An 18,902-nucleotide genomic window follows, 5' to 3' on the forward strand; every position below is an offset into this window, starting at 1 on the left:
GCATTCCCTGCCGCCGCCGTGACGGCTAGACGGGAACCGGTTCCGCGACCGCGGCGCCGCGCAGCGCGACGTAGCGGCCGAGGTGGTAGTCGCGATCGCCCAACAGCCGCTCCACCAACGTCGAGCGCTTGAAGTAGTGGCCGACCTTATACTCTTCGCTCATCCCGATCCCGCCGTGCAGCTGGATCGCCTGCTGCCCGATGAAGCGCGCCGACTTCGCGATCTGCGCTTTCGCCGCCGAGATGCCGCGCTTGCGCGCCGCCGGGTCGGCGCCGTCCTCGAGCGTCATCGCCGCGAGATACGCCATCGAGCGCACCAGCTCGAGCTCGATGTACATCTCGGCCATGCGGTGCTGCAGCGCCTGGAACGAGCTGAGCGCGACGCCGAACTGCTGGCGCTGCTTGGTGTAGTCGACCGTCGCCTCGAGCATCAGCGAGCACAAGCCAAGCGCTTCGGCGCACAGCGCTGCGGTCGCGTGGTCGAGCGCCTTCTCGAGGATCGCGAGACCGTCGCCCGCATCGCCGAGCAGCGCGTCGGCACCGACGCTCACGCCGTCGAGCGTGACGTCGGCGACGTCGTAGCCGTCCTCCGAGGGATACTTCTCGAGCGAGAGCTTCGCCGCGTCGGCCGGAACGGCGAACAGACCGACGCCGTCCTCGGTGCGCGCGGAGACGATCAGCGTCCCGGCGCTGGTGGCGTCGAGCACGCGCACCTTCTTGCCGCGCAGCGTCCACCCGTCAGCAGTCTTCGTCGCCGCCGTGTCGACGGAGGCCGCGTCGTAGCGCGCGTGCGGCTCCTCGTAAGCGACCGCGAAACGGTGCTTGCCTTCCGCCAGCTGCTCGAGCAGGTCGCTGCGCTCCGCGTCCTTGAGGATCGTGCCGGCCAGCACGACCTGCGCGACGTACGGCGAGACGACCAAACCGCGGCCGAACTGCTCCATCACCAGCAGCGTCTCGATCGGGCCGCCGAAGCCGCCCAGCTCGTCAGGCGCTCCGATCGCGAGCCAACCCAGCTCGGCGAAGGTCGGCCAGTGGTCCTCGTGCTTGCCCTCGCCGTGCTCGGCGGCGAAGCGCGCGACGCTGTCCTTGATGAGCAGCTGCTCGGGGCTCAGACTGAAATCCATGACTCTCTGCTCTCTCAAACTTTCAGGATGCGCTTCGCGATGATGTTCTTCTGGATCTCGTTGGAGCCGGCGTAGATCGACGTCTTGCGGTAGTTGTAATACCGCCGCGCCAGCGGCACCTCGAAGTACGGGCCGCCCGCGTCCAGCGCGAGCTCGGTGATCGCCTGCTGGATCTCGGTGCCTTTGACCTTGAGGATCGAGGACTCCGGTCCCGGCCGTTTGCCGGCCGACTCCGCCGCCAGCACGCGCAGCTCGGTGAACGCGAGCGCGGTCAGCTCGATGTCGACCTCGGCGATGCGTTCGGCCAAGCGGCGGTCGTGAATGTTCTCGCGCTCGAGCAGCTCGTCGAGCTGGTTGAGCATCTGCCGGCAACCGGCGATCCCGGCTGTCCCGGTGCGCTCGTGCTCGAGCAAGAACTTGGCGTAGGTCCAGCCGCCGCCTTCGACGCCGACCAGGTTCTCGACCGGGACGACCACGTTCTCGAGATGGACCTCGTTGATCTCCTTGCCGCCGTCGATCGTCACGATCGGGCGGACGGTGACGCCCGGCGTGCGCATGTCGACCAGGATGAACGAGATGCCCTCTTGTTTCTTGGCGTTCGGTTCGGTGCGCGCGAGCACGAAGATCCAATCGGCCCACTGCGCGGCGGTGATCCACGTCTTGGTGCCGTTGATGACGTAGGCATCGCCCTTGCGCTCGGCTTTGGTCGAGAGCGATGCGAGATCGGAGCCCGAGCCGGGTTCCGAGTACCCCTGGCACCAGAACTCCTCGCCGCTGAGGATCTTCGGCAGATAGCGCTGCTTCTGCGCGTCGTTGCCGAACTCCATGATCACCGGCGCCACCATGTTCAAGCCGAACGGCAGCATGCGCGGCGCCCACCCGTAGGCGAACTCTTCGTAGAAGAGGTGGCGCCGAATCGAATCCCAACCGGGACCGCCGAACTCTTCGGGCCACCCGGGCGCGGCCCAGCCGCGATCGAACAGGATCTTGTGCCAGCGATAGTAATCGTCTTTCTCTAACGGATCACCGGCTTGCACTTTGCGGCGGATGTCGTCCGGCAGGTGCGTCGCGATGAACTCGCGGACTTCATCGCGGAACGCACGCTCGTCGGGGCTGAACGCTAGATCCATGGGGTTGCCTCGTCAGAAACGGAGATGGAGATGCTATTCGACGTGTCGGGGAAGGTCGCGCTCATCACCGGGTCCTCACGAGGGATCGGCCGCGCGATCGCGGAGCGCATGGCGGAGATGGGAGCGAAGGTCGTGATCTCGTCGCGCAAAGCCGACGCGTGCGAAGAAGTCGCGGCTGCGATCCGCGCCAAGGGCGGCACGGCGATCGCGCACGCGGCCAGCATCTCCGACCGTGCGGCACTGCAAGGGCTGGTCGACCGCACCATCGACGAGTGGGGCCGCATCGACGTGCTGGTCTGCAACGCCGCCGTCAACCCGTACTTCGGCCCGCTGCTCAACATCACCGACGACGCGTTCGACAAGATCATGGCCAGCAACGTGCGCAGCAACATCTGGCTGTGCCAGATGGTCATCCCGCAGATGGCCGAGCGCCGCGACGGCAGCGTGATCGTCATCTCGAGCATCGCCGGCTTCAAGGGCAGCACCGTGCTGGGTGCCTACGGCATCTCGAAAGCCGCCGACTTCCAGCTGGTGCGCAACCTCGCGGTCGAATACGGTCCCGCCAACGTGCGCGTCAACGCCATCGCGCCGGCCATCATCCGCACCGACTTCGCGCGGAAGCTGTGGGAAGATCCACAGATCTACGCCAACGCCGTCAAGCACTACCCGCTGCGCCGCATCGGCGAGCCCGACGAGATCGCCGGCGCTGCGATCTTCCTGGCCTCGCGAGCCGGCGCGTTCATGACCGGTCAGGTCATCACCATCGACGGCGGCATGACCATCGCCGGCGAAGGCTAAGGCGGATCGGCCGAAGGCCGAACGCGACGGCTTCGGCGTAGCCGAAGCCACCTACGCGACCTCGAACAGGGCGGCGGCACCTTGGCCGCCGCCGACGCACATCGTCACGACGACGTGCTTGGCGCCGCGGCGCTTGCCTTCGATCAGCGCGTGGCCGGTCATGCGCGCGCCGCTCATCCCGTACGGATGACCGATCGAGATCGCGCCGCCGTCGACGTTGAACTTCTCGAGCGGGATGCCGAGCTTCTCCTGGCAGTAGAGCGCCTGCACCGCGAACGCCTCGTTCAGCTCCCACAGGTCGACGTCGTCGATGGTCAGGTGATGGCGTTCCAGCAACTTGGGGATCGCGAAGACGGGGCCGATGCCCATCTCGTCGGGCTCGAGCCCGACCACCACCATGCCGCGGTAGAAGCCCAGCGGCTCGATCCCGCGCCGCTCGGCGAGCTTCGCGTCCATCACGACGCAGGCCGAGGCGCCGTCGGAGAGTTGGCTCGCGTTGCCGGCGGTGATCGTCTTGCCGGGCCCGCGCACCGGCTCGAGCTTTGAGAGCCCGGCCAAGTTGGTGTCGGCACGATTGCCTTCGTCGCGGGTCAGCACGACGTCCTGATACGAGATCGCGCCGGTCTCTTTGTCGGCGACGGCCTTGCGGCTGGGGAGCGGGACGATCTCGGCGTCGAAGCGGCCCGCTGCCTGTCCCGCGGCGGTGCGCTGCTGGCTGAGCAGCGAGTACGCGTCCTGGCGTTCGCGCGAGACCCCGTAGCGTTCGGCGACGACCTCGGCCGTGTCGATCATCCCCCAGTACAGCTCGGGCTTGTGCTCGTCGATCCACTCGTCCTTGAGGTGGAACGTGTTGCGGTTGTTCTGCGTCAAGCTGATCGACTCGAGACCGCCGGCGACGATCGCCGGCACGCCGTCCATCACCACGCGCTGCGCCGCCAGCGAGATCGCCTGCAGGCCGCTCGAGCAGAAACGGTTGATGGTGGTGCCGGCGACGGTGACGGGCAAACCGGCGCGCACCGCGGCGATGCGCGCGATGTTGTGACCGGTCGCGCCTTCGGGCGTGGCGCAACCCATGATGCAGTCCTCGATCTCGGCCGGATCGAGTCCGGCGCGCTCGACGGCGTGCCGGATGACGTGACCGCCCAGTTCCGCGCCGTGCGTGTCGTTGAACGCGCCGCGAAACGCCTTGCCGATCGGCGTGCGCGCGGTCGAGACGATCGCGGCCTCACGCATGCGCGACCGCTCCCAAGCCCTTCCAGCTGCCGAACGACTCGCCGCGATCCGCCAGCTCTTTCAAGAGCGGCGCCGGCTTCCAGACGTCGCCGTACTGCTGTTGGAACGCGAGCATGTCGTCGACGACCTGCCGCAAGCCCAGCGAGTCGGCCCAGCGCAGCGGCCCGCCGCGCCAGACCGGGAAGCCGTAGCCGTTGACGTAGACGACGTCGACGTCGCCGGGCCGCGAGGCGATCCCCTCGGCGAGGATCAGCGCCGCTTCGTTGACCAGCGGGTACATCGCGCGCTTGACGATCTCGTCGTCGCTGATCTCGCGCCGCGCGATGCCGGCGGCCTGCGCGCTCTTGGCGATGACCTGGTCGACGATCGGGTCCGGGATCGGGGTGCGATCGCCGGGCTCGTAGCGGAAGTACCCCGCGTTGGTCTTCTGACCGAAGCGGCCCATCTCGCACAGCTCGTCGGCGACGCTCGAGTAGCGCCCCGGCGGCCGGCCGTTGGCGTACTTGCGCTTGCGGATGCGCCACCCGACGTCCAGTCCGGCCAGATCGGACATCGCAAACGGGCCCATCGCCAAGCCGAACTTCTTGAGCACGCCGTCGATGCGCGCCGGCGACGCACCCTCTTCCAACAAGAACTCGGTCTCGCGGCGGTACGGGTAGAGCATGCGGTTTCCGATGAAGCCGTCGCAGTTGCCCGAGACGACGCCGACCTTCTTCAACTTCTTCGCCAGGCCCAGCGCGTTGGCGAGCGTCTGCGTCGACGTCTTCGCGCCGCGCACGATCTCGAGCAGCCGCATGACGTTGGCCGGGCTAAAGAAGTGCAGGCCGATGACGTCCTGCGGGCGCTTCGTCACGCCGGCGATCGCGTCGACGTCGAGGGTCGAGGTGTTGGTCGCCAGCATCGTGCCGGGCTTGCAGATCGTGTCGAGGCGGCGGAAGACGTCCTGCTTGATGTCCATCTCCTCGAACACCGCCTCGATGACCAGGTCGACGTCCTTCGCCGCGGTGTCGAGCGATGTCGAGTACGCGATGCGGCCCAAGCGCGCGTCCATCTCGTCCTGCGAGAGCCGGCCCTTTTTGACCGTCGAGGCGTAGTTGCCCGCCATGATGCCCTTGGCGCGCGTCAACTGTTCCTCGCCGACGTCGACCAGCGTGACGCTGATGCCGACGTTGGCGCAGGTCATCGCGATGCCGGTGCCCATCGTGCCGCTGCCGATGACGACCGCGGTCTTGACGTCGAACGGCGGCGGCGTGCTGCCGTCGGGCATCTTGCCGGCTTCGCGTTCGGCGAAGAACTGGTAGATGCGCGCCTTGGCCTGCTCCGAACCGAGCAGCTCGATGAAGCGCCGCAACTCGTTGGCGTCGCCTTGCGCGAACGGCAGCGTGAGCGCGTCCTGGACGCAGTCGATCGCGCGGTGCTCGGCCAGGCCGCCGCGCTCTTCCGGCGCCGCTTTGGCACGGGCGGCGTCGATCGCGGCGCGCGCATCGTCGCCGCTGACGGCGAGGTCGCTGGCGCGGCGGCGGCTCCCGCCGATCAGCGTGCGCGCCAGCGCAATCGCGTCGTCGAGCACGGCGCCGGTCGCGACCGTGTCGACCAGGCCGACCTGCGCGGCGCGCGCGCCGTCGATCGGGTCGCCGCCCAGGATCAGCGCGAGCGCGGGGGCGGCGCCCATCAGGCGCGGCGCGCGCTGCGTCCCGCCCGCGCCCGGCAGCAGCCCGCGCTTGATCTCGGGGAAGCCCAGCTGGGCCCCGCGCGCGGCGACCCGGTAGTCACAGCCCAGCGCGGCCTCGAGCCCGCCGCCCAGCGCGACGCCGTCGATCGCGGCGACGATCGGTTTCGGCGAGCCTTCCATCCAAGCGATCAGGTCGCGGGTGGTCGGCGTCGGCCGCGGGATCACCCCGAAGCCCTTCATGTCGGCGCCGCCGCTGAAGGTGCCGCGCGCCCCGGTCAGCACGATCGCGCCGACCTTCGGGTCGGCCGCCGCCGCGTTCAACGCCTCCAGGAGCGGGGCGATGGACGTCGCGCCGAGCGCGTTGACCGGCGGGTAGTCGATCGTGACGACGGCGACGCCGTCGTGGAGGGCAAACGGCACGGAGAACCTCCTGTGGCAGGACGGGCAACCCGGGTGCGACCCCGGACGCGCATGTAACAATCTTCTTTGTCGCCCGGCAGTTGCACCCTTCGGGCTCGCACCGGAAGCGACAATCGGATGTTCCGGAGACGAGGGCGAGGGGGGTGGGCCGGATAACGTTTGCGCCGATGAAGGCCGCTCGACTGGTCGCGTTCCGGGCGCCGTTGGAGATCGAGGACGTCCCGGTCCCCGTTCCGACCGGCGCCGACGCGCTGGTCCGCGTCACCGCCGTCGGCGTGTGCCGGAGCGACTGGCATCAATGGAATGACGACTGGGGTTGGATCGGCGCGCGGGCACGCCTGCCGATCACGCCCGGCCACGAGATCGGCGGCGTCATCGAGGCGGTCGGCCCCGCGGTGAAGCGGGTCTGCCCCGGCCAGCGGGTGACGGTTCCGTTCCTGCAGTCGTGCGGGGCCTGCGACAACTGCACGGCGGGTCGGGACAACCTGTGCCTGCAGCCGGAGTTCTCCGGCTTCTCGCGCGACGGCGGCTTCGCCGAGTACCTGATCGTGCGCATGGCGGACCTCAACTGCATCCCGCTGCCCGACGGCGTCGACGACGAGGTCGCCGCGGCGCTGGGCTGCCGCTTCACGACGGGCTACCACGCCGTCGCCCACCGCGCCCGGCCCGCCCCGGGCGACTGGATCGCGATCTTCGGCGCGGGCGGCGTCGGGCTCTCGGCGATCCAGGTCGCGGCGGCGCTGGGCGCGCGCCCGATCGCCATCGATCTCGACCCGGCCAAGCTGGAGTTCGCGCGGCGCGTGGGCGCGGTCGAGACGATCGACGGCGCCGAGGTCGACGCCACCAAACGCATCCGCGAGATCACCGGCGGCGGCGCGCCGTTCACGATGGACGCGATCGCGACCGCGAAGACGACGCAGCAAGCGATCCGCGCGCTGCGGCGCGGCGGGCGTCACGTGCAAGTCGGCCTCACCTCGCAAGAGGACAAGGGCCAGATCCCGTTCCCCGCCGACGCGCTGGTCAACGCGGAGCTGGAGATCGTCGGCTCCGGCTCGAGTCCCCACGCGGGCTACGCCGAGATCTTCGACTTGATCGCGCGGCGCAAGCTCGATCCGGGGGCGCTGATCACGCGGCGCATCGGCTTGGACGAGGTCACCGACGTCTTCCACGCCTTCGACACCTACGCGACGCGCGGTCTCGACGTCGTGACGAGGTTCAGCTGATGGCTTCTTCCCGGGCCGCCAAGAGCCCGCGCCGCACCGCGGACGAGAACGCGCCGGCCGAGAGCGGCCGGCTCTACGGCGGCCTCTCGGCATCGGAACGGCGGGCCGGTCGCCGCGCGCGCCTGCTCGCCGCCGGCTTCGATCTGTTCGGCACCATCGGGTTCCAGAAGACCACCATTCCGATGATCTGCAGCGCCTCGGGCGTCACGGCGCGGCACTTCTACGAAGAGTTCCCTTCGCGCGAGGCGCTGCTGCGCGCCATCTACGACGACGTCTCGGAGACGACGTACCAGATCATCCGCGACGCGCTGCGCGAGACGGACAAACCGCACTACGAACGGGTGCTGGCCTCGAACCAAGCCTACTACGAGTACCTGACCGCCGACCCGCGCCGCGCGCGCATCTACGCGCTCGAATCGCTCGGCGTGAGCCCGGAGCTCGAACAGCACCGCCGGGTGGTGCGCGAGCGCGTCGTGCAGCAGCTCACGCGCGCCACCGACTGGCTCGAGCCGACCGGCGTGCTGCGCAACGTCGACAGCCGGCTGGTCGCCGTCGGCCTCTCGAGCGCCGCCGTCGCGATCTTGGCGGAGTGGGTGCTGGCGGCGCGCAAGCCGAGCGTCGAGAAGATGGCCGAGACGCTGACGATGTTCTGGGTGCGCACCTTGCAGATGGACACGCTCGACGATGCGTTCGCGGAGCACCATCCCTGATGCGCGGCGTGATGATGGACACGCCGCTGATGATCAGCTCGATCATCGGCTACGCGGCCCGCTTCCACGGCGACACCGAGGTCGTCTCGCGCAGCGTCGAAGGTCCGATCCACCGCACGACGTACGCGCAGGTCGGCGCCCGCGTCGCGCAGCTGGCGCACGCGTTGCGCGCGCTGGGCGTACGTCAAGGTGACCGCGTCGGCACGCTGGCGTGGAACGGCTATCGCCACCTCGAGCTCTACTACGGCGTCTCGGGGATCGGCGCGGTCTGCCACACGATCAACCCGCGGCTGTTCGCCGGCCAGATCGAGTACATCGTCAACCACGCCGACGATCAGTACCTGTTCGTCGACCTGACCTTCGTGCCGATCCTCGAAGAGTTGGCCCCGCTGCTCCCGCGCGTCCGCGGCTACGTGATCCTCACGGCCGAGGCGACGATGCCGGCCACGACGCTGCCCAACGTGCTCTGCTACGAGACGTTGCTGCGCGATCAGCCGACCACGATCGGGTGGCCGACGTTCGACGAGAACACGGCCGCCGCGATGTGCTACACCTCGGGCACCACCGGCGATCCGAAGGGCGTGCTCTACTCGCACCGCTCGGCGGTGCTGCACGCGATGGCCGGCGGGATGGCGGAAGCCAGCCGCGTCAACGTGTCGAGCCGCTGCTACATGCCGATCGTGCCGATGTTCCACGTCAACGCCTGGGGCTATCCGTACTCGGCGCCGATGATCGGCGGCAAGCTGGTGCTGGTGGGGCCCGCCCACGACGCGCCGAGCCTGTACGAGCTGATGGAGAGCGAAGGCGTTGAGACGGCGGCGGCGGTCCCCGTCATCTGGCTGCGGCTGCTCGACTATCTGGTCGAGAGCGGCAAGTCGCTGAGCACGCTGCGCGCGCTGCGCGTGGGCGGCTCGGCCGCGCCGGCGTCGATGATCGAAGCTTACGAATCGCGCGGCATCGAGGTCATCCACGGCTGGGGGATGACCGAGACCAGCCCGATCTGCACGACGGGGTCGATCAAACGCAAGCACCGCCTCTCGCCCGACCGTTTGAAGTACCAGCGCCGCGCGGGCCGCTGCGTGTACGGCGTCGAGATGCGCATCGTCGACGACGAGGGCGTCGTGCAGCCGGACGACGGCGAGTCCGAAGGCGAGCTGCAGGTACGCGGCCCGTGGGTCGCCGCCGGTTACTTCCGCAACGAGGCCGCCAGCGAAGCCGCGATCACGCCCGACGGCTGGTTTCGCACCGGCGACATCGCGACGCTCGATCGCGACGGCTACTTGACGATCCGCGATCGCAGCAAGGACCTCATCAAGTCCGGCGGCGAGTGGATCAGCTCGATCGACCTGGAGAACGCCGCCGTCGGTCACCCCGAGATCGAGGAAGCGGCCGCGATCGCGATGCCGCACGAGAAGTGGTCGGAGCGCCCGATGCTGGTCGTCGTGCGCAAACCCGGCAGCGCGATCGGACGCGACGACGTCATCGGCTGGCTCGAGGGCAAGGTCGCGACCTGGTGGCTCCCCGACGAAGTGGTCTTCATCGAGGAGATGCCGCACACCGCGACCGGCAAGATCTCCAAGCGCACCTTGCGCGAACGGTTCGTCCCCGCGATCGGCTGATCGCGCGGCGGACCTCGTCAGCCCTCGGAAGCGGCGCCGAGCGCGTTGATCTCCCAGGGGACGTTGAACCGGTCGACGACGACGCCGAACGCCGGCGACCAGAACATCTCTTGCAGCGGCAAGCGGACCGTGCCGCGCTCGGCGAGCGCATCGAAGATGCGGCGCGCTTCGTCGGCGTCGTCGATGTCGACCGTCACGGCGAAGCCGCCGGGCGGTGCGTACTCGTCGAGCGGAACGTCGGCGCCGAAGAGCGCGTAGTCGCCGATGCACAGCGTCGCGTGCAGGATCTTGTCGTACATCTCTTCGGGGACGTCGTGACCGCCCGGCGCTTCGCCGTAGGTCAGCAACGTTTCGAGCCGCGCGCCGAAGACGCGCTCGTAGAAGCGGAACGCGGTCCGGCACTCGCCTCGGAAGGTGAGGTGCGGCCGGAGGTGGATCATCGCATCAGCGCGCGGTCGGCGGCGTGTAGGGCGGGGCGGGGACGCCGGCCGGGCCCAGGCCGTGGATGTAGACGTAGATCGCGCGCTGGTCGTCGGGCGTGAGCTGCTGGATGTTGTACCACGGCATCGGCGGGTGATCGAAACCGTCGTGATGCCGCACCAGGTGCAGCCAGTCGTCCGGACTCATCTTCGCGAAGAGCAGCCGCAGGTTCGCCGCGTACGAGGTGCCCCAGGGCCCCGCGAACCCGCGCGGATTGCCGGTCAACAGTTCGGCGGTGGGCGTCGCGTCGTGCAGCTGGTCCCAGCGCGCGGTGTGGCAGTCGTTGCAGCCGCCGTACGCGACCAGAAATCGCCCCGCCGTCAGCGGATCCGAGGCGGCGACGTGCGGCGGATCGGCACCGCGCACATTGCCGACGAGCGACAATGCGAGAAGGCACCCAACGGTAAGCACCGCGGTCGAGAACACCGGACGGAGCATCGGGCGACCCCTTTCGGTCAGACGACTGCTGTCGCTTGCTCCGCTTCAAGGAACACCCGCAGGGCCGCCTGCACGCCGCTGCCCATCTTTACCGAGTAGCCCGCTTCCAACAGTGCGATCTCGAGCGCGCCCAGCGCGCCGAGCACGTCGGTCTGGGTGAGATCGCCCATCGTGCCGATGCGAATGATCTTTCCCTTGAGCGGGCCCTGACCGCCGCCGATGACGACGCCGCGCTGCTCGCGCAGCTCCTTGCGGATCGCGTCGCCGTCGATCCCCTCGGGAACGTTGATCGCCACCACGGTCACCGAGTGCGCGCCCTCGCGCGAGTAGACCCGCAGCCCCAGCGCCCGCGCGCAATCCCGGATCGCGCGCGCGTAGCGCGCGTGGCGCTCCCAGGTCGCGCGCGCGCCGATTTTCTCGAAGTCGTCGAGGGCGGCGGCGAGCCCGAACGCGATCGAAACCGGCGGCGTCCACGGCGTCTGGCCGAGCGCGGCGAACTCGCGCGCCTTGCGCAGATCGAAATAATAGCGCTGCGCGCCGACGTTGGCGTCCATGCGCTGCCAGGCGCGCGGCGCGACCGCGACCATCGCCAGCCCGGGCGGTGCGGCCAACGCCTTCTGCGAGGCCGTCACGACCAGGTCGAAGCCCCACGCGTCCATCTCGAACGGACCGGCGGCCAGTCCGCTGACGGAGTCGACGACGGTGTACGCGCCGTGATCGCCGATCGCGGCGCTCAGCGCGGCCATGTCGTTCTGCGTCCCGGTCGAGGTCTCGTTGTGGGTGAGCAGGATGCCGGTGATGCGCTTGTCGGTGTCGGCCGCGAGGCGCGCGCGGAGCGCGTCGGGATCGACCGCGCTGCCCCACTCGGTCTCGAGGACCTCGACCTCGCAGCCGAAGGTCTGCGCGATCGCGACGAGCCGCTTGCCGAAGACGCCGATCGGGCACGCGAGAAGGTAGTCGCCCGGGCCGAACAGGCTGCCGACGGCGGCCTCGAGCCCGCCCGTGCCCGACGAGCTCAGCACGACGACCTCGGCGCGCCGCGTCCCGAAGATCGGCTTCATCCGCGCCGAGATCGAACCGAGCAGCTCTTTGAACTCCGGGCCGCGATGATCGATCATCGGCTTCGCCGTGGCGGTGAGCACCGTTTCGGCGACGGTGACGGGACCGGGGATGAAGAGCAGGTTCTTCGACACGGGGCCTCCGGGGGCGAGCGACGCTCGCGGAGTATTCGACGTGGAGATGGAGTCCCCCGGACGACGGATCCGACTGACCGCGTATTCGGCCTGCGCGGGTTGAGCGAGTAAAGTCGGCGCTGCCGACCTGGCGCAGGTCCTGCGCCGCTTGCCCACCCCCGCCGATCCGAACGTGCTGGTCGGGATCGCGACCAACGACGACGCCGGCGTGTATCGCCTGAACGACGATCTGGCCTTGGTCCAGACCGTCGACTTCTTCACGCCCGTCGTCGACGACCCGTACGACTTCGGGCGCATCGCCGCGGCCAACGCGCTCAGCGACGTGTACGCGATGGGCGGCACGCCGCTGAGCGCGCTCAACATCGCCGCGTTTCCGATCGAGGAGCTCGGTACGGACGTCCTGACCCGCATTCTCGAGGGGGGCGCCGCCGTCGCCGCGGAGGCCGGCATACCGATCCTGGGCGGCCACACCGTCAAGGACGCGGAGCCCAAATACGGACTGGCCGTTACTGGAACCATTCGTCCGAACCGAGTCGTTACAAACGGCGGAGCCCGTCCCGGCGACACGCTGCTACTGACCAAAACCGTCGGGACGGGTATCCTCACGACCGCGCGCAAGCGCGATCGCATCGACGACGACGCTCTCGCTTCCGCGGTGGAGCAGATGGCGCGTTTGAACGCACCCGCGGCCCGCGCGATGCTGGCCCACGGCGTGCACGGCGCGACCGACGTCACCGGCTACGGCCTGGTCGGCCACGCCGGCGAGATGGCGCGCGCCGCCGGCCTCGCGCTCGCGATCGACGCCGCGCGCGTCCCGCTGTACCCCGGCCTATCAGAATTGATAGCCGACGACTGCGTCCCCGGGGGGACCCGCGACAACCTGGCGGAACACGCGCGCTTCACCCGCTATGACGACGCCGTCCCGGAGTGGCTCCGCATCGCGTTGTCCGACGCGCAGACGTCGGGTGGTTTGTTGATGGCGCTCCCGCGCGCGGACGCGGAGGCCGTGCTCGCCGAGCTCGCGTATCTCGGCACCGCCGCGATCATCGGTGACGTGCTCGACGGACCAGCGGGGACGGTGTTCGTGCGACAATGAAGAACGCATCGTCTTGGCGCACGCGTCCGTGGCAGCTGATCGTGTGGGCGGCGATTGTCGTCGCGAGCGATGCGTACGCGTGGTTCAAGTTCCGCCAACCGGTGGAGCTATGGCACGCCACGATCCCGGTCGATCTTCTCTTGATTTCCATCGCTCCGCGGCTGGCGCACGACGTGCATCGGCTCAGGGTTCTGGTGACCCGCAAAGCGGTCGAAAACGTCGTTCTCGCGTGCGTCCTCGGATTGGGAGCCTTCACGGCATTCGGTTTTGCCAACCGTGCCGGGCTCGTTCCGCTCGTGTCGCCACGGGGCGCGGCGATCTCGTGGGCTGTCGGCTCGGTACTCTGCTGCGCCGGCTTCGCACGGCGCGCGGCCCGCGTTCAGCGGGCGCTCTTCGTTCTCCTCGCCGCCTCGCAGACCGCGTTCGCGGCGGCGTTGCTCTTCTCGCTGCGGCAACCGGATGCGGGTATGTGGATGGTCGGCCTGACGGTCGCGTGCGTCGTCATCGGCACCGCGTCCCTGCGCCGAGGCCAAGTCAGGCCGGCGCAGCACGAACGCGCCTTCGTCCGCAGGCGGCCGGCAGTGAACGAATAACATGCGACACCGCTTCGCCCGGCTCAGCGCCGGCGTGGCGCGGTTACCGCTTTGGATGCGTCACCTCGTTGTCGGCACACTTCTCGTCGCCGTCCTGCTCGTCGCTGTGGCGATACCGGACATCGTCGACTACTACTGGCTGCTCCAAAGTCGCGTCGAGTTTTGGCGGGTTGCCTTCGAGTGTCTCGCGCTGCTCGCGATCGTGGCGCCGCCGATCTTCGCGCCGCTTCAGCGCTTGCTAGCAGCGTCGCGTCGCCAAGACTGGGTCACCACGATGATCGTCGGATGTATCGTCACGTCGATCGTCGCGTTTGCCATCGGGTACCTCGAGCACGTCGGCATCCTCCCGTGGGTCGCGCCGCCGGTCGCCGCATTGCTCTTCGGCACCGTCCTGGTCCTCGGCGGCGCGATGAATACCGTCAAGCTCGGAGGCGTAGCGGGTAGCGTACCCGGGGCGATCTTGATGCTCTCGCAGACGGCGTTCTTCACTTGGGAGCTGATTCGCATGCACCGACCGAACCTCGCCGAACCGTTCGCCATCGCCAGCTGCGTGGTCGCGCTGATCAGCTGTGCGGTCGCGTTGCGGTTTGGTGAACGATCTCTGAAACCTGCGAGGGAATCGTTCGTGCGGCGCTCCTCGGCGGAATCATCATGAGGGCGACGCCGACGACGATGATCGCGCTGGCGAGCGCTTCGAGCGGCGTGAAGCGCTCGTGGAAGAGCCAGATGCCGAGGATGACCGCGACGACCGGGTTGACGTACGCGTACGTCGCGGCGAGCGCCGCGCTGGCGCGCTGCATCGTGTAGAGATACGCGCTGTAGCCGGCGATGCTGCCGAACACGATCAGCCACGCCAGACCCAGCCACGACATCGCGCTGACCGCGCGCACGTCGAGCAGTTGCCACTGACCGAAGAGTGCGGCTTCGATCCCGATCAGCGCGCCGCCGACCGTCATCTGCAGCGCGGTCGCGAGCACGAGGCTGTCGGGCCGGCCCAAGCGCCGCTGCGCGACCGACCCGAAACCCCACGAGCACGCGGCGAAGCACGCCAGCGCGAGCGGGAGCGGCGCGATCGAAAGGCCCCCGCGCCCGTGCGGTGCGAGCAGCAGCGCGAGTCCCGCGAAGCCGATCAGCATCCCCACCACGGTGAGCACCGTCGGGCGCTCGCGGCCCCACAGGTACGCGAACACGACCATCCACGCCGGCGCGAGCGAGAGCAGCAGCGAGTTCACGCCGGTCGGCATGAACTGGACCGTCCACGCGGTGATCCCGTTGCTGAACAAGAGGAGCGTCGCGCCGGTGACGGTTGCCCGCACGAGATCGTCGCGCGTTACCTGCGCCTTGCCGCGCAGCACGCAGACGGCGTAGAGCAGCAGCCCGGCGATGGTGAAGCGCAGCGAGGTCATCGCGAAGGGCGGGATCGAGGCGACGGCCGCGCGCATCCCGGCCACGGTCGAGCCCCAGAGGATCCACACCACGCCCAGCGCGAGCACGAGACGCGCGTCGAGCTGCGTGGTCGGCCGGGTGTCCTCCGGCGCGACGCCGATCCCCAACGCCGCCGCTTCGACTGCCCGCGCCTCCGTTCGCACGCATCCACCGACGCCGCGCGAGAGCGCGCGGTTGCGCCCCCCCTTGTCGCGCGGGTCCGCACGCGTGAACGAAGCGCGCCATGACACCGCTGACGCTCCTTCCTCCCGAGCGGCGCGCCGCGCCCGTGCGCTACGGCTCGCTCAGCTTCGCCGCCGGCGCGAAGCCGCTCGTCGACGCGGCCTTCGGCTACCTCGCGCGCGACGGCGTCGAGCGCGGCCTCATCGACCGGCTCGAGCACTCACCCGGGCGCCACCACCTGAGCATCAACCACCACAACGACGACTCGTACGACCCCAACACGCACACCATCCACTGGGACCCGTACAGCGCGCTGCTCACCACGACCGGCGGCCGGCAGTCACCCGCGCTCGGCTTGGGACACGAGATCGACCACGCCGTCGCAAATCCCGACGTCGAGGAGTTCCTGGCCGAGCACGCCGACCGGCGCTACGACAATCTCGAGGAGAAGCGCGTCGTCACCGGCTCCGAACAGCACGCCGCGCGCACGCTGCACGAAGCGATCCGTTTCGACCATAGCGGGGAGTCGTACCGCGTCGACTCCCCGATCGCGCGCTGACGCCGGCGCGGAAAACAGCACGGCGGCGTGGACTGTTGGTCCACGCCGCCGCCGCGGGGGTGTCGGATCGTTGCGGCTTTAGCGGCCGCGTTTGGGCGCCGCGCCGCGCACCGCGCGCGCCGGGCGCGCGGCGGGGCGGGTGCGCTTGGTCGGCCGCAGCGCGACGACGTTGCTGGCGCTCTTCGTCTCGAGCGCACCGAGCAGCACCGGCGTGATGACCCGCTTGCCGAGCGCCTGGGCGAAGACCTCGCTCAGCTCGTCGACCGCCACGAAGGTCATCGTGTCGCGGACTTCCTTGGGCACGTCGTCGAGATCGATCTCGTTGCGGCGCGGGAGCAGCACCTTCTTGATGCCGGCCCGCTTCGCGCCGAGAACCTTCTCCTTGAGCCCGCCGATCGGGAGCACCTGACCGGTCAGGGTGATCTCACCGGTCATCGAGATCTCGGGGTCGACCTTGATCCCGGTCAGCATCGAGGCGATCGACGTCGCCATCGCGATGCCGGCCGAAGGGCCGTCCTTGGGAATCGCGCCCGCCGGGATGTGGATGTGCAGGTCGTGCTTGGCGAACCAGTCGTCCGGCAACCCGAGCTCGCTCGAGCGTGAGCGCAGGAACGAGATCGCCGCCGTCGCCGACTCCTTCATCACGTCGCCCAGCTGACCGGTCAGCGTGAACTTGCCGCTGCCCGGCATCGCCGTCGTCTCGATGAACAGGATGTCGCCGCCGACCGGCGTGTACGCCATCCCCGTCGCGACGCCGACCGACGCCGTCCGCCGCTTGACCTCGTTGTAGAAGCGCGGCTTGGAGAGGTAGTCGACCAGGTTCTCCGGCTTGACCCGCGCCTTGTACTTCGGATCCTCGGCGACCTTACGCGCGACTTTGCGGAAGATCGTGCCGATCTCGCGCTCGAGGTTACGCACCCCGGCCTCGCGGGTGTAGTCGACGATGATCTGGCGCAGCGTCGGGTCGGGGAGCTGGGCCTGCGACTCGCGCAGTCCGTTCGCCTTCTTCTGCTTGGGCACCAGGTACCGCTTGGCGATCTGCAGCTTCTCCAGCTCGGTGTAGCCCGAGAGGTTGATGATCTCCATGCGGTCGCGCAGCGGACCGCTGATCGAGTCGAGCGTGTTCGCCGTGCAGATGAACAGCACGCGCGAGAGGTCGAACGGCAGATCGAGGTAGTGATCGCGGAACGTGTTGTTCTGCTCCGGATCGAGCACTTCGAGCAGCGCCGACTGCGGGTCGCCGCGGAAGTCGCCGCCGACCTTGTCGATCTCGTCGATCATCATGACCGGGTTGTTGGTCCCGGCGTCGCGCAGCGCGCGGACGATCGTGCCCGGCATCGCACCGATGTAGGTGCGCCGGTGCCCGCGGATCTCGGCCTCGTCGCGCACGCCGCCGACCGACAGGCGTACGAACTTGCGGCCCATCGCCTTCGCGATCGACTGCCCGAGCGAGGTCTTGCCGACGCCCGGCGGTCCGACGAAGCACAGGATCGGTCCGGTCAGCTTGTTCTTGAGCTTGCCGACGGCCAGGTACTCGACGATGCGGTCCTTGATCTTCTCGAGGTCGTAGTGGTCCTCGTCGAGGATCTGCCGCGCCTTCGAGATGTCGATCTGATCCGACGTCGAGACGCTCCACGGCAGCTGCGTGAGCCAATCCAGGTAGGTGCGGATGACGCTGTACTCGGGGCTGGCGGTCGGGACTTTCGAGAGACGGTCCAGCTCGCGGTCGGCCGACTTGCGGACGTCCTCGGGCATGTTGGCCTCTTCGACCTTCTTGCGCAGCTCGTTGGTCTCGGCTTGCTGCGGATCGCTCTCGCCCAGCTCGTCCTGGATCGCGCGCATCTGCTGGCGCAGATAGAACTCGCGCTGGTTCTTCTCCATCTCGCGCTGGATGTCGGACTGGATCTTGTGGCCCAACTCCACCACCTCGAGCTCCTTGGTGATGAGCATGGTGAGCTTGCGCAACCGCTTGGCGGTGTCGCGCTCCTCGAGGATCGCCTGCCGGTCCGCCGTCTCGAGCCGCATCGTGGACGCGACGAAGTACGAGAGCAGGTTGGGATCGGAGATGTTGTTGACCTCCATCTCCATCTCGCGCGGGGCCTGCGGCAGATAGCCGAGCAGCTTCTGGAACAGCGCACCGAGATTGCGCTGCATCGCGACCAGACGATCGCTGTCGTCGGTCACGTCGGGCAGCTCGGTGTAGGTCGCGGCCAAATACGGTTCGGTCGCGACGAACTGATCGACGCGGAACACCGGTCCGCCGGCCACGATGCAGCGCAGCGTGCCGTCGGGGACCTTGAGCATCTTCTGGATCGTGCCGAGCGTGCCGACGCGGCGCAGGTCGTCCGGACCCGGATCTTCCGTTTCCTTGTCCTTGAGCGCGACCAGGCCGATCTGCTTGCCTTCGCGCAGGGCCTCCTCGACCAATTGGATGCCCGGCCGCTTCACGACCGCCAGCGGAATCACGGTGTTGGGGAACAGCACCGCGTCCTGGAGCGGAAGGATGCCGAGAATCTCGGGAGTCTTGTCGGGTTTGGCCATTAAACAGGGGTCCTCTTGACCGTCATGCGGATCGTGGTCCGGATGATCGGGTGTTTCTGGGCGGGGGCGAGCGGGAGGCGAACGGTGAGCACGCCGTCGCGGTGGAGCGCCGAGGCGTTTTCCGGCGCGACCGGCAGCGGCAGGTGGATCGCTTTGTGGAACTCGCCCGACGCGATCTCCTTACGAAGCAGGGACGCGGTGCGCGGAACGCCGCGCGGCGTTCGCTTTCCGGTGACGATCAGATAGGCGTCGTCGACCGTGACACGGAGCGATTCGGCGTCGGCGCCGGCCAGCTCGACGTGCACGATGAACGCGCCGTCGGTCTCGTCGACCAAGACGTCGGCATTGGGTTCGAAGCAGCCCAGGGCGCCGCGGACGGCGAGGCGCTCGAACTCGAGAAGGTCGTCGGAATCGCGCACGCGCGAGGGTCCCTCTTTCATTCGGGTGTTAGCACTCATCCTAACAC

At 68.8% G+C, this 18,902-nt stretch carries 18 protein-coding genes; 8 read left to right on the top strand and 10 right to left on the bottom strand.

The annotated features are described in order from the left end of the window. Nucleotides 1–25 precede the first annotated feature (25 nt). Complete coding sequence (locus VMD91_08570; protein ID HTW84104.1) at nt 26–1,123, bottom strand: acyl-CoA dehydrogenase family protein; 1,098 nt, start codon at nt 1,121–1,123, stop codon at nt 26–28. Nucleotides 1,124–1,137: 14 nt separating this feature from the next. Continuing rightward, a complete protein-coding gene (locus VMD91_08575; protein HTW84105.1) occupies nt 1,138–2,253 on the bottom strand; it encodes an acyl-CoA dehydrogenase family protein in 1,116 nt (371 codons plus the stop codon). Between the two features lie 30 nt (nt 2,254–2,283). Here VMD91_08575 and VMD91_08580 point away from each other — a divergent pair, with 30 nt between their 5' ends. Next, nucleotides 2,284–3,051 (top strand): SDR family oxidoreductase, encoded by a 768-nt coding sequence (locus VMD91_08580; GenBank protein ID HTW84106.1) that lies wholly within the window; start codon nt 2,284–2,286, stop codon nt 3,049–3,051. Between the two features lie 51 nt (nt 3,052–3,102). Here VMD91_08580 and VMD91_08585 read toward each other — a convergent pair whose 3' ends face one another. Both VMD91_08585 and VMD91_08590 read right to left on the bottom strand, forming a co-directional pair. After that, on the bottom strand, nt 3,103–4,284 hold the full coding sequence (locus VMD91_08585; protein HTW84107.1) for an acetyl-CoA C-acyltransferase: 1,182 nt from the start codon (nt 4,282–4,284) through the stop codon (nt 3,103–3,105). Continuing rightward, complete coding sequence (locus VMD91_08590) at nt 4,277–6,376, bottom strand: 3-hydroxyacyl-CoA dehydrogenase NAD-binding domain-containing protein (GenBank protein HTW84108.1); 2,100 nt, start codon at nt 6,374–6,376, stop codon at nt 4,277–4,279. The genes VMD91_08585 and VMD91_08590 overlap by 8 nt, the downstream gene beginning before the upstream one ends. Before the next feature lie 167 nt (nt 6,377–6,543). On the opposite strand from VMD91_08590, the gene VMD91_08595 reads away from it, so the two are divergent. From VMD91_08595 to VMD91_08605, 3 genes are read left to right on the top strand one after another with little or no spacing between them, the layout of a single operon-like run. Further along, a complete protein-coding gene (locus VMD91_08595; protein ID HTW84109.1) occupies nt 6,544–7,599 on the top strand; it encodes an alcohol dehydrogenase catalytic domain-containing protein in 1,056 nt (351 codons plus the stop codon). Next, nucleotides 7,599–8,309 (top strand): TetR/AcrR family transcriptional regulator, encoded by a 711-nt coding sequence (locus VMD91_08600; protein ID HTW84110.1) that lies wholly within the window; start codon nt 7,599–7,601, stop codon nt 8,307–8,309. Before VMD91_08595 ends, VMD91_08600 begins: the two co-directional genes overlap by 1 nt. Further along, nucleotides 8,309–9,928 carry a long-chain fatty acid--CoA ligase gene (locus tag VMD91_08605; protein ID HTW84111.1) on the top strand — a complete coding sequence of 540 codons (1,620 nt, stop codon included), beginning with the start codon at nt 8,309–8,311 and terminating at the stop codon, nt 9,926–9,928. The genes VMD91_08600 and VMD91_08605 overlap by 1 nt, the downstream gene beginning before the upstream one ends. 17 nt (nt 9,929–9,945) lie before the next feature. Here VMD91_08605 and VMD91_08610 read toward each other — a convergent pair whose 3' ends face one another. The 3 genes from VMD91_08610 to VMD91_08620 are packed head-to-tail and all read right to left on the bottom strand — an operon-like array spanning nt 9,946 to nt 12,039. Beyond that, nucleotides 9,946–10,368: a VOC family protein gene (locus VMD91_08610; protein HTW84112.1), complete on the bottom strand. Its 423-nt coding sequence runs from the start codon at nt 10,366–10,368 to the stop codon at nt 9,946–9,948. 4 nt (nt 10,369–10,372) lie between these two features. After that, entirely contained in the window at nt 10,373–10,846 is a 474-nt protein-coding gene (locus VMD91_08615) for a hypothetical protein (GenBank protein HTW84113.1), read from the bottom strand. A 17-nt stretch (nt 10,847–10,863) separates the two neighbouring features. After that, complete coding sequence (locus tag VMD91_08620; protein ID HTW84114.1) at nt 10,864–12,039, bottom strand: alanine--glyoxylate aminotransferase family protein; 1,176 nt, start codon at nt 12,037–12,039, stop codon at nt 10,864–10,866. A 46-nt stretch (nt 12,040–12,085) separates the two neighbouring features. Between VMD91_08620 and selD the strand changes: the two genes are divergently transcribed. From selD to VMD91_08635, 3 genes are read left to right on the top strand one after another with little or no spacing between them, the layout of a single operon-like run. Next, nucleotides 12,086–13,135 carry a selenide, water dikinase SelD gene (selD, locus tag VMD91_08625; GenBank protein HTW84115.1) on the top strand — a complete coding sequence of 350 codons (1,050 nt, stop codon included), beginning with the start codon at nt 12,086–12,088 and terminating at the stop codon, nt 13,133–13,135. Next, a complete protein-coding gene (locus tag VMD91_08630) occupies nt 13,132–13,728 on the top strand; it encodes a hypothetical protein (GenBank protein HTW84116.1) in 597 nt (198 codons plus the stop codon). Before selD ends, VMD91_08630 begins: the two co-directional genes overlap by 4 nt. Before the next feature lies 1 nt (nt 13,729). Beyond that, the gene (locus tag VMD91_08635) at nt 13,730–14,383 is read left to right on the top strand and encodes a hypothetical protein (GenBank protein ID HTW84117.1); all 654 of its coding nucleotides are present in this window, start codon (nt 13,730–13,732) and stop codon (nt 14,381–14,383) included. Here VMD91_08635 and VMD91_08640 read toward each other — a convergent pair. Next, nucleotides 14,292–15,404 carry an EamA family transporter gene (locus tag VMD91_08640; GenBank protein ID HTW84118.1) on the bottom strand — a complete coding sequence of 371 codons (1,113 nt, stop codon included), beginning with the start codon at nt 15,402–15,404 and terminating at the stop codon, nt 14,292–14,294. The two genes, VMD91_08635 and VMD91_08640, sit on opposite strands and share 92 nt — an antisense overlap. On the opposite strand from VMD91_08640, the gene VMD91_08645 reads away from it, so the two are divergent. Next, nucleotides 15,398–15,895, top strand: a complete 498-nt coding sequence (locus tag VMD91_08645; GenBank protein ID HTW84119.1) for a hypothetical protein — start codon at nt 15,398–15,400, stop codon at nt 15,893–15,895. The genes VMD91_08640 and VMD91_08645 overlap by 7 nt on opposite strands. 78 nt (nt 15,896–15,973) lie before the next feature. Here the strand turns inward: VMD91_08645 and lon are convergent, their stop codons facing one another. Both lon and VMD91_08655 read right to left on the bottom strand, forming a co-directional pair. Further along, nucleotides 15,974–18,436, bottom strand: a complete 2,463-nt coding sequence (gene lon, locus VMD91_08650; GenBank protein HTW84120.1) for an endopeptidase La — start codon at nt 18,434–18,436, stop codon at nt 15,974–15,976. After that, a complete protein-coding gene (locus VMD91_08655; protein ID HTW84121.1) occupies nt 18,436–18,876 on the bottom strand; it encodes an Hsp20/alpha crystallin family protein in 441 nt (146 codons plus the stop codon). Before VMD91_08655 ends, lon begins: the two co-directional genes overlap by 1 nt. Between the last annotated feature and the right edge of the window lie 26 nt (nt 18,877–18,902).

The organism is Candidatus Sulfotelmatobacter sp., assembly GCA_035504415.1.
Classification (GTDB): Bacteria; Vulcanimicrobiota; Vulcanimicrobiia; order Vulcanimicrobiales; family Vulcanimicrobiaceae; genus Vulcanimicrobium.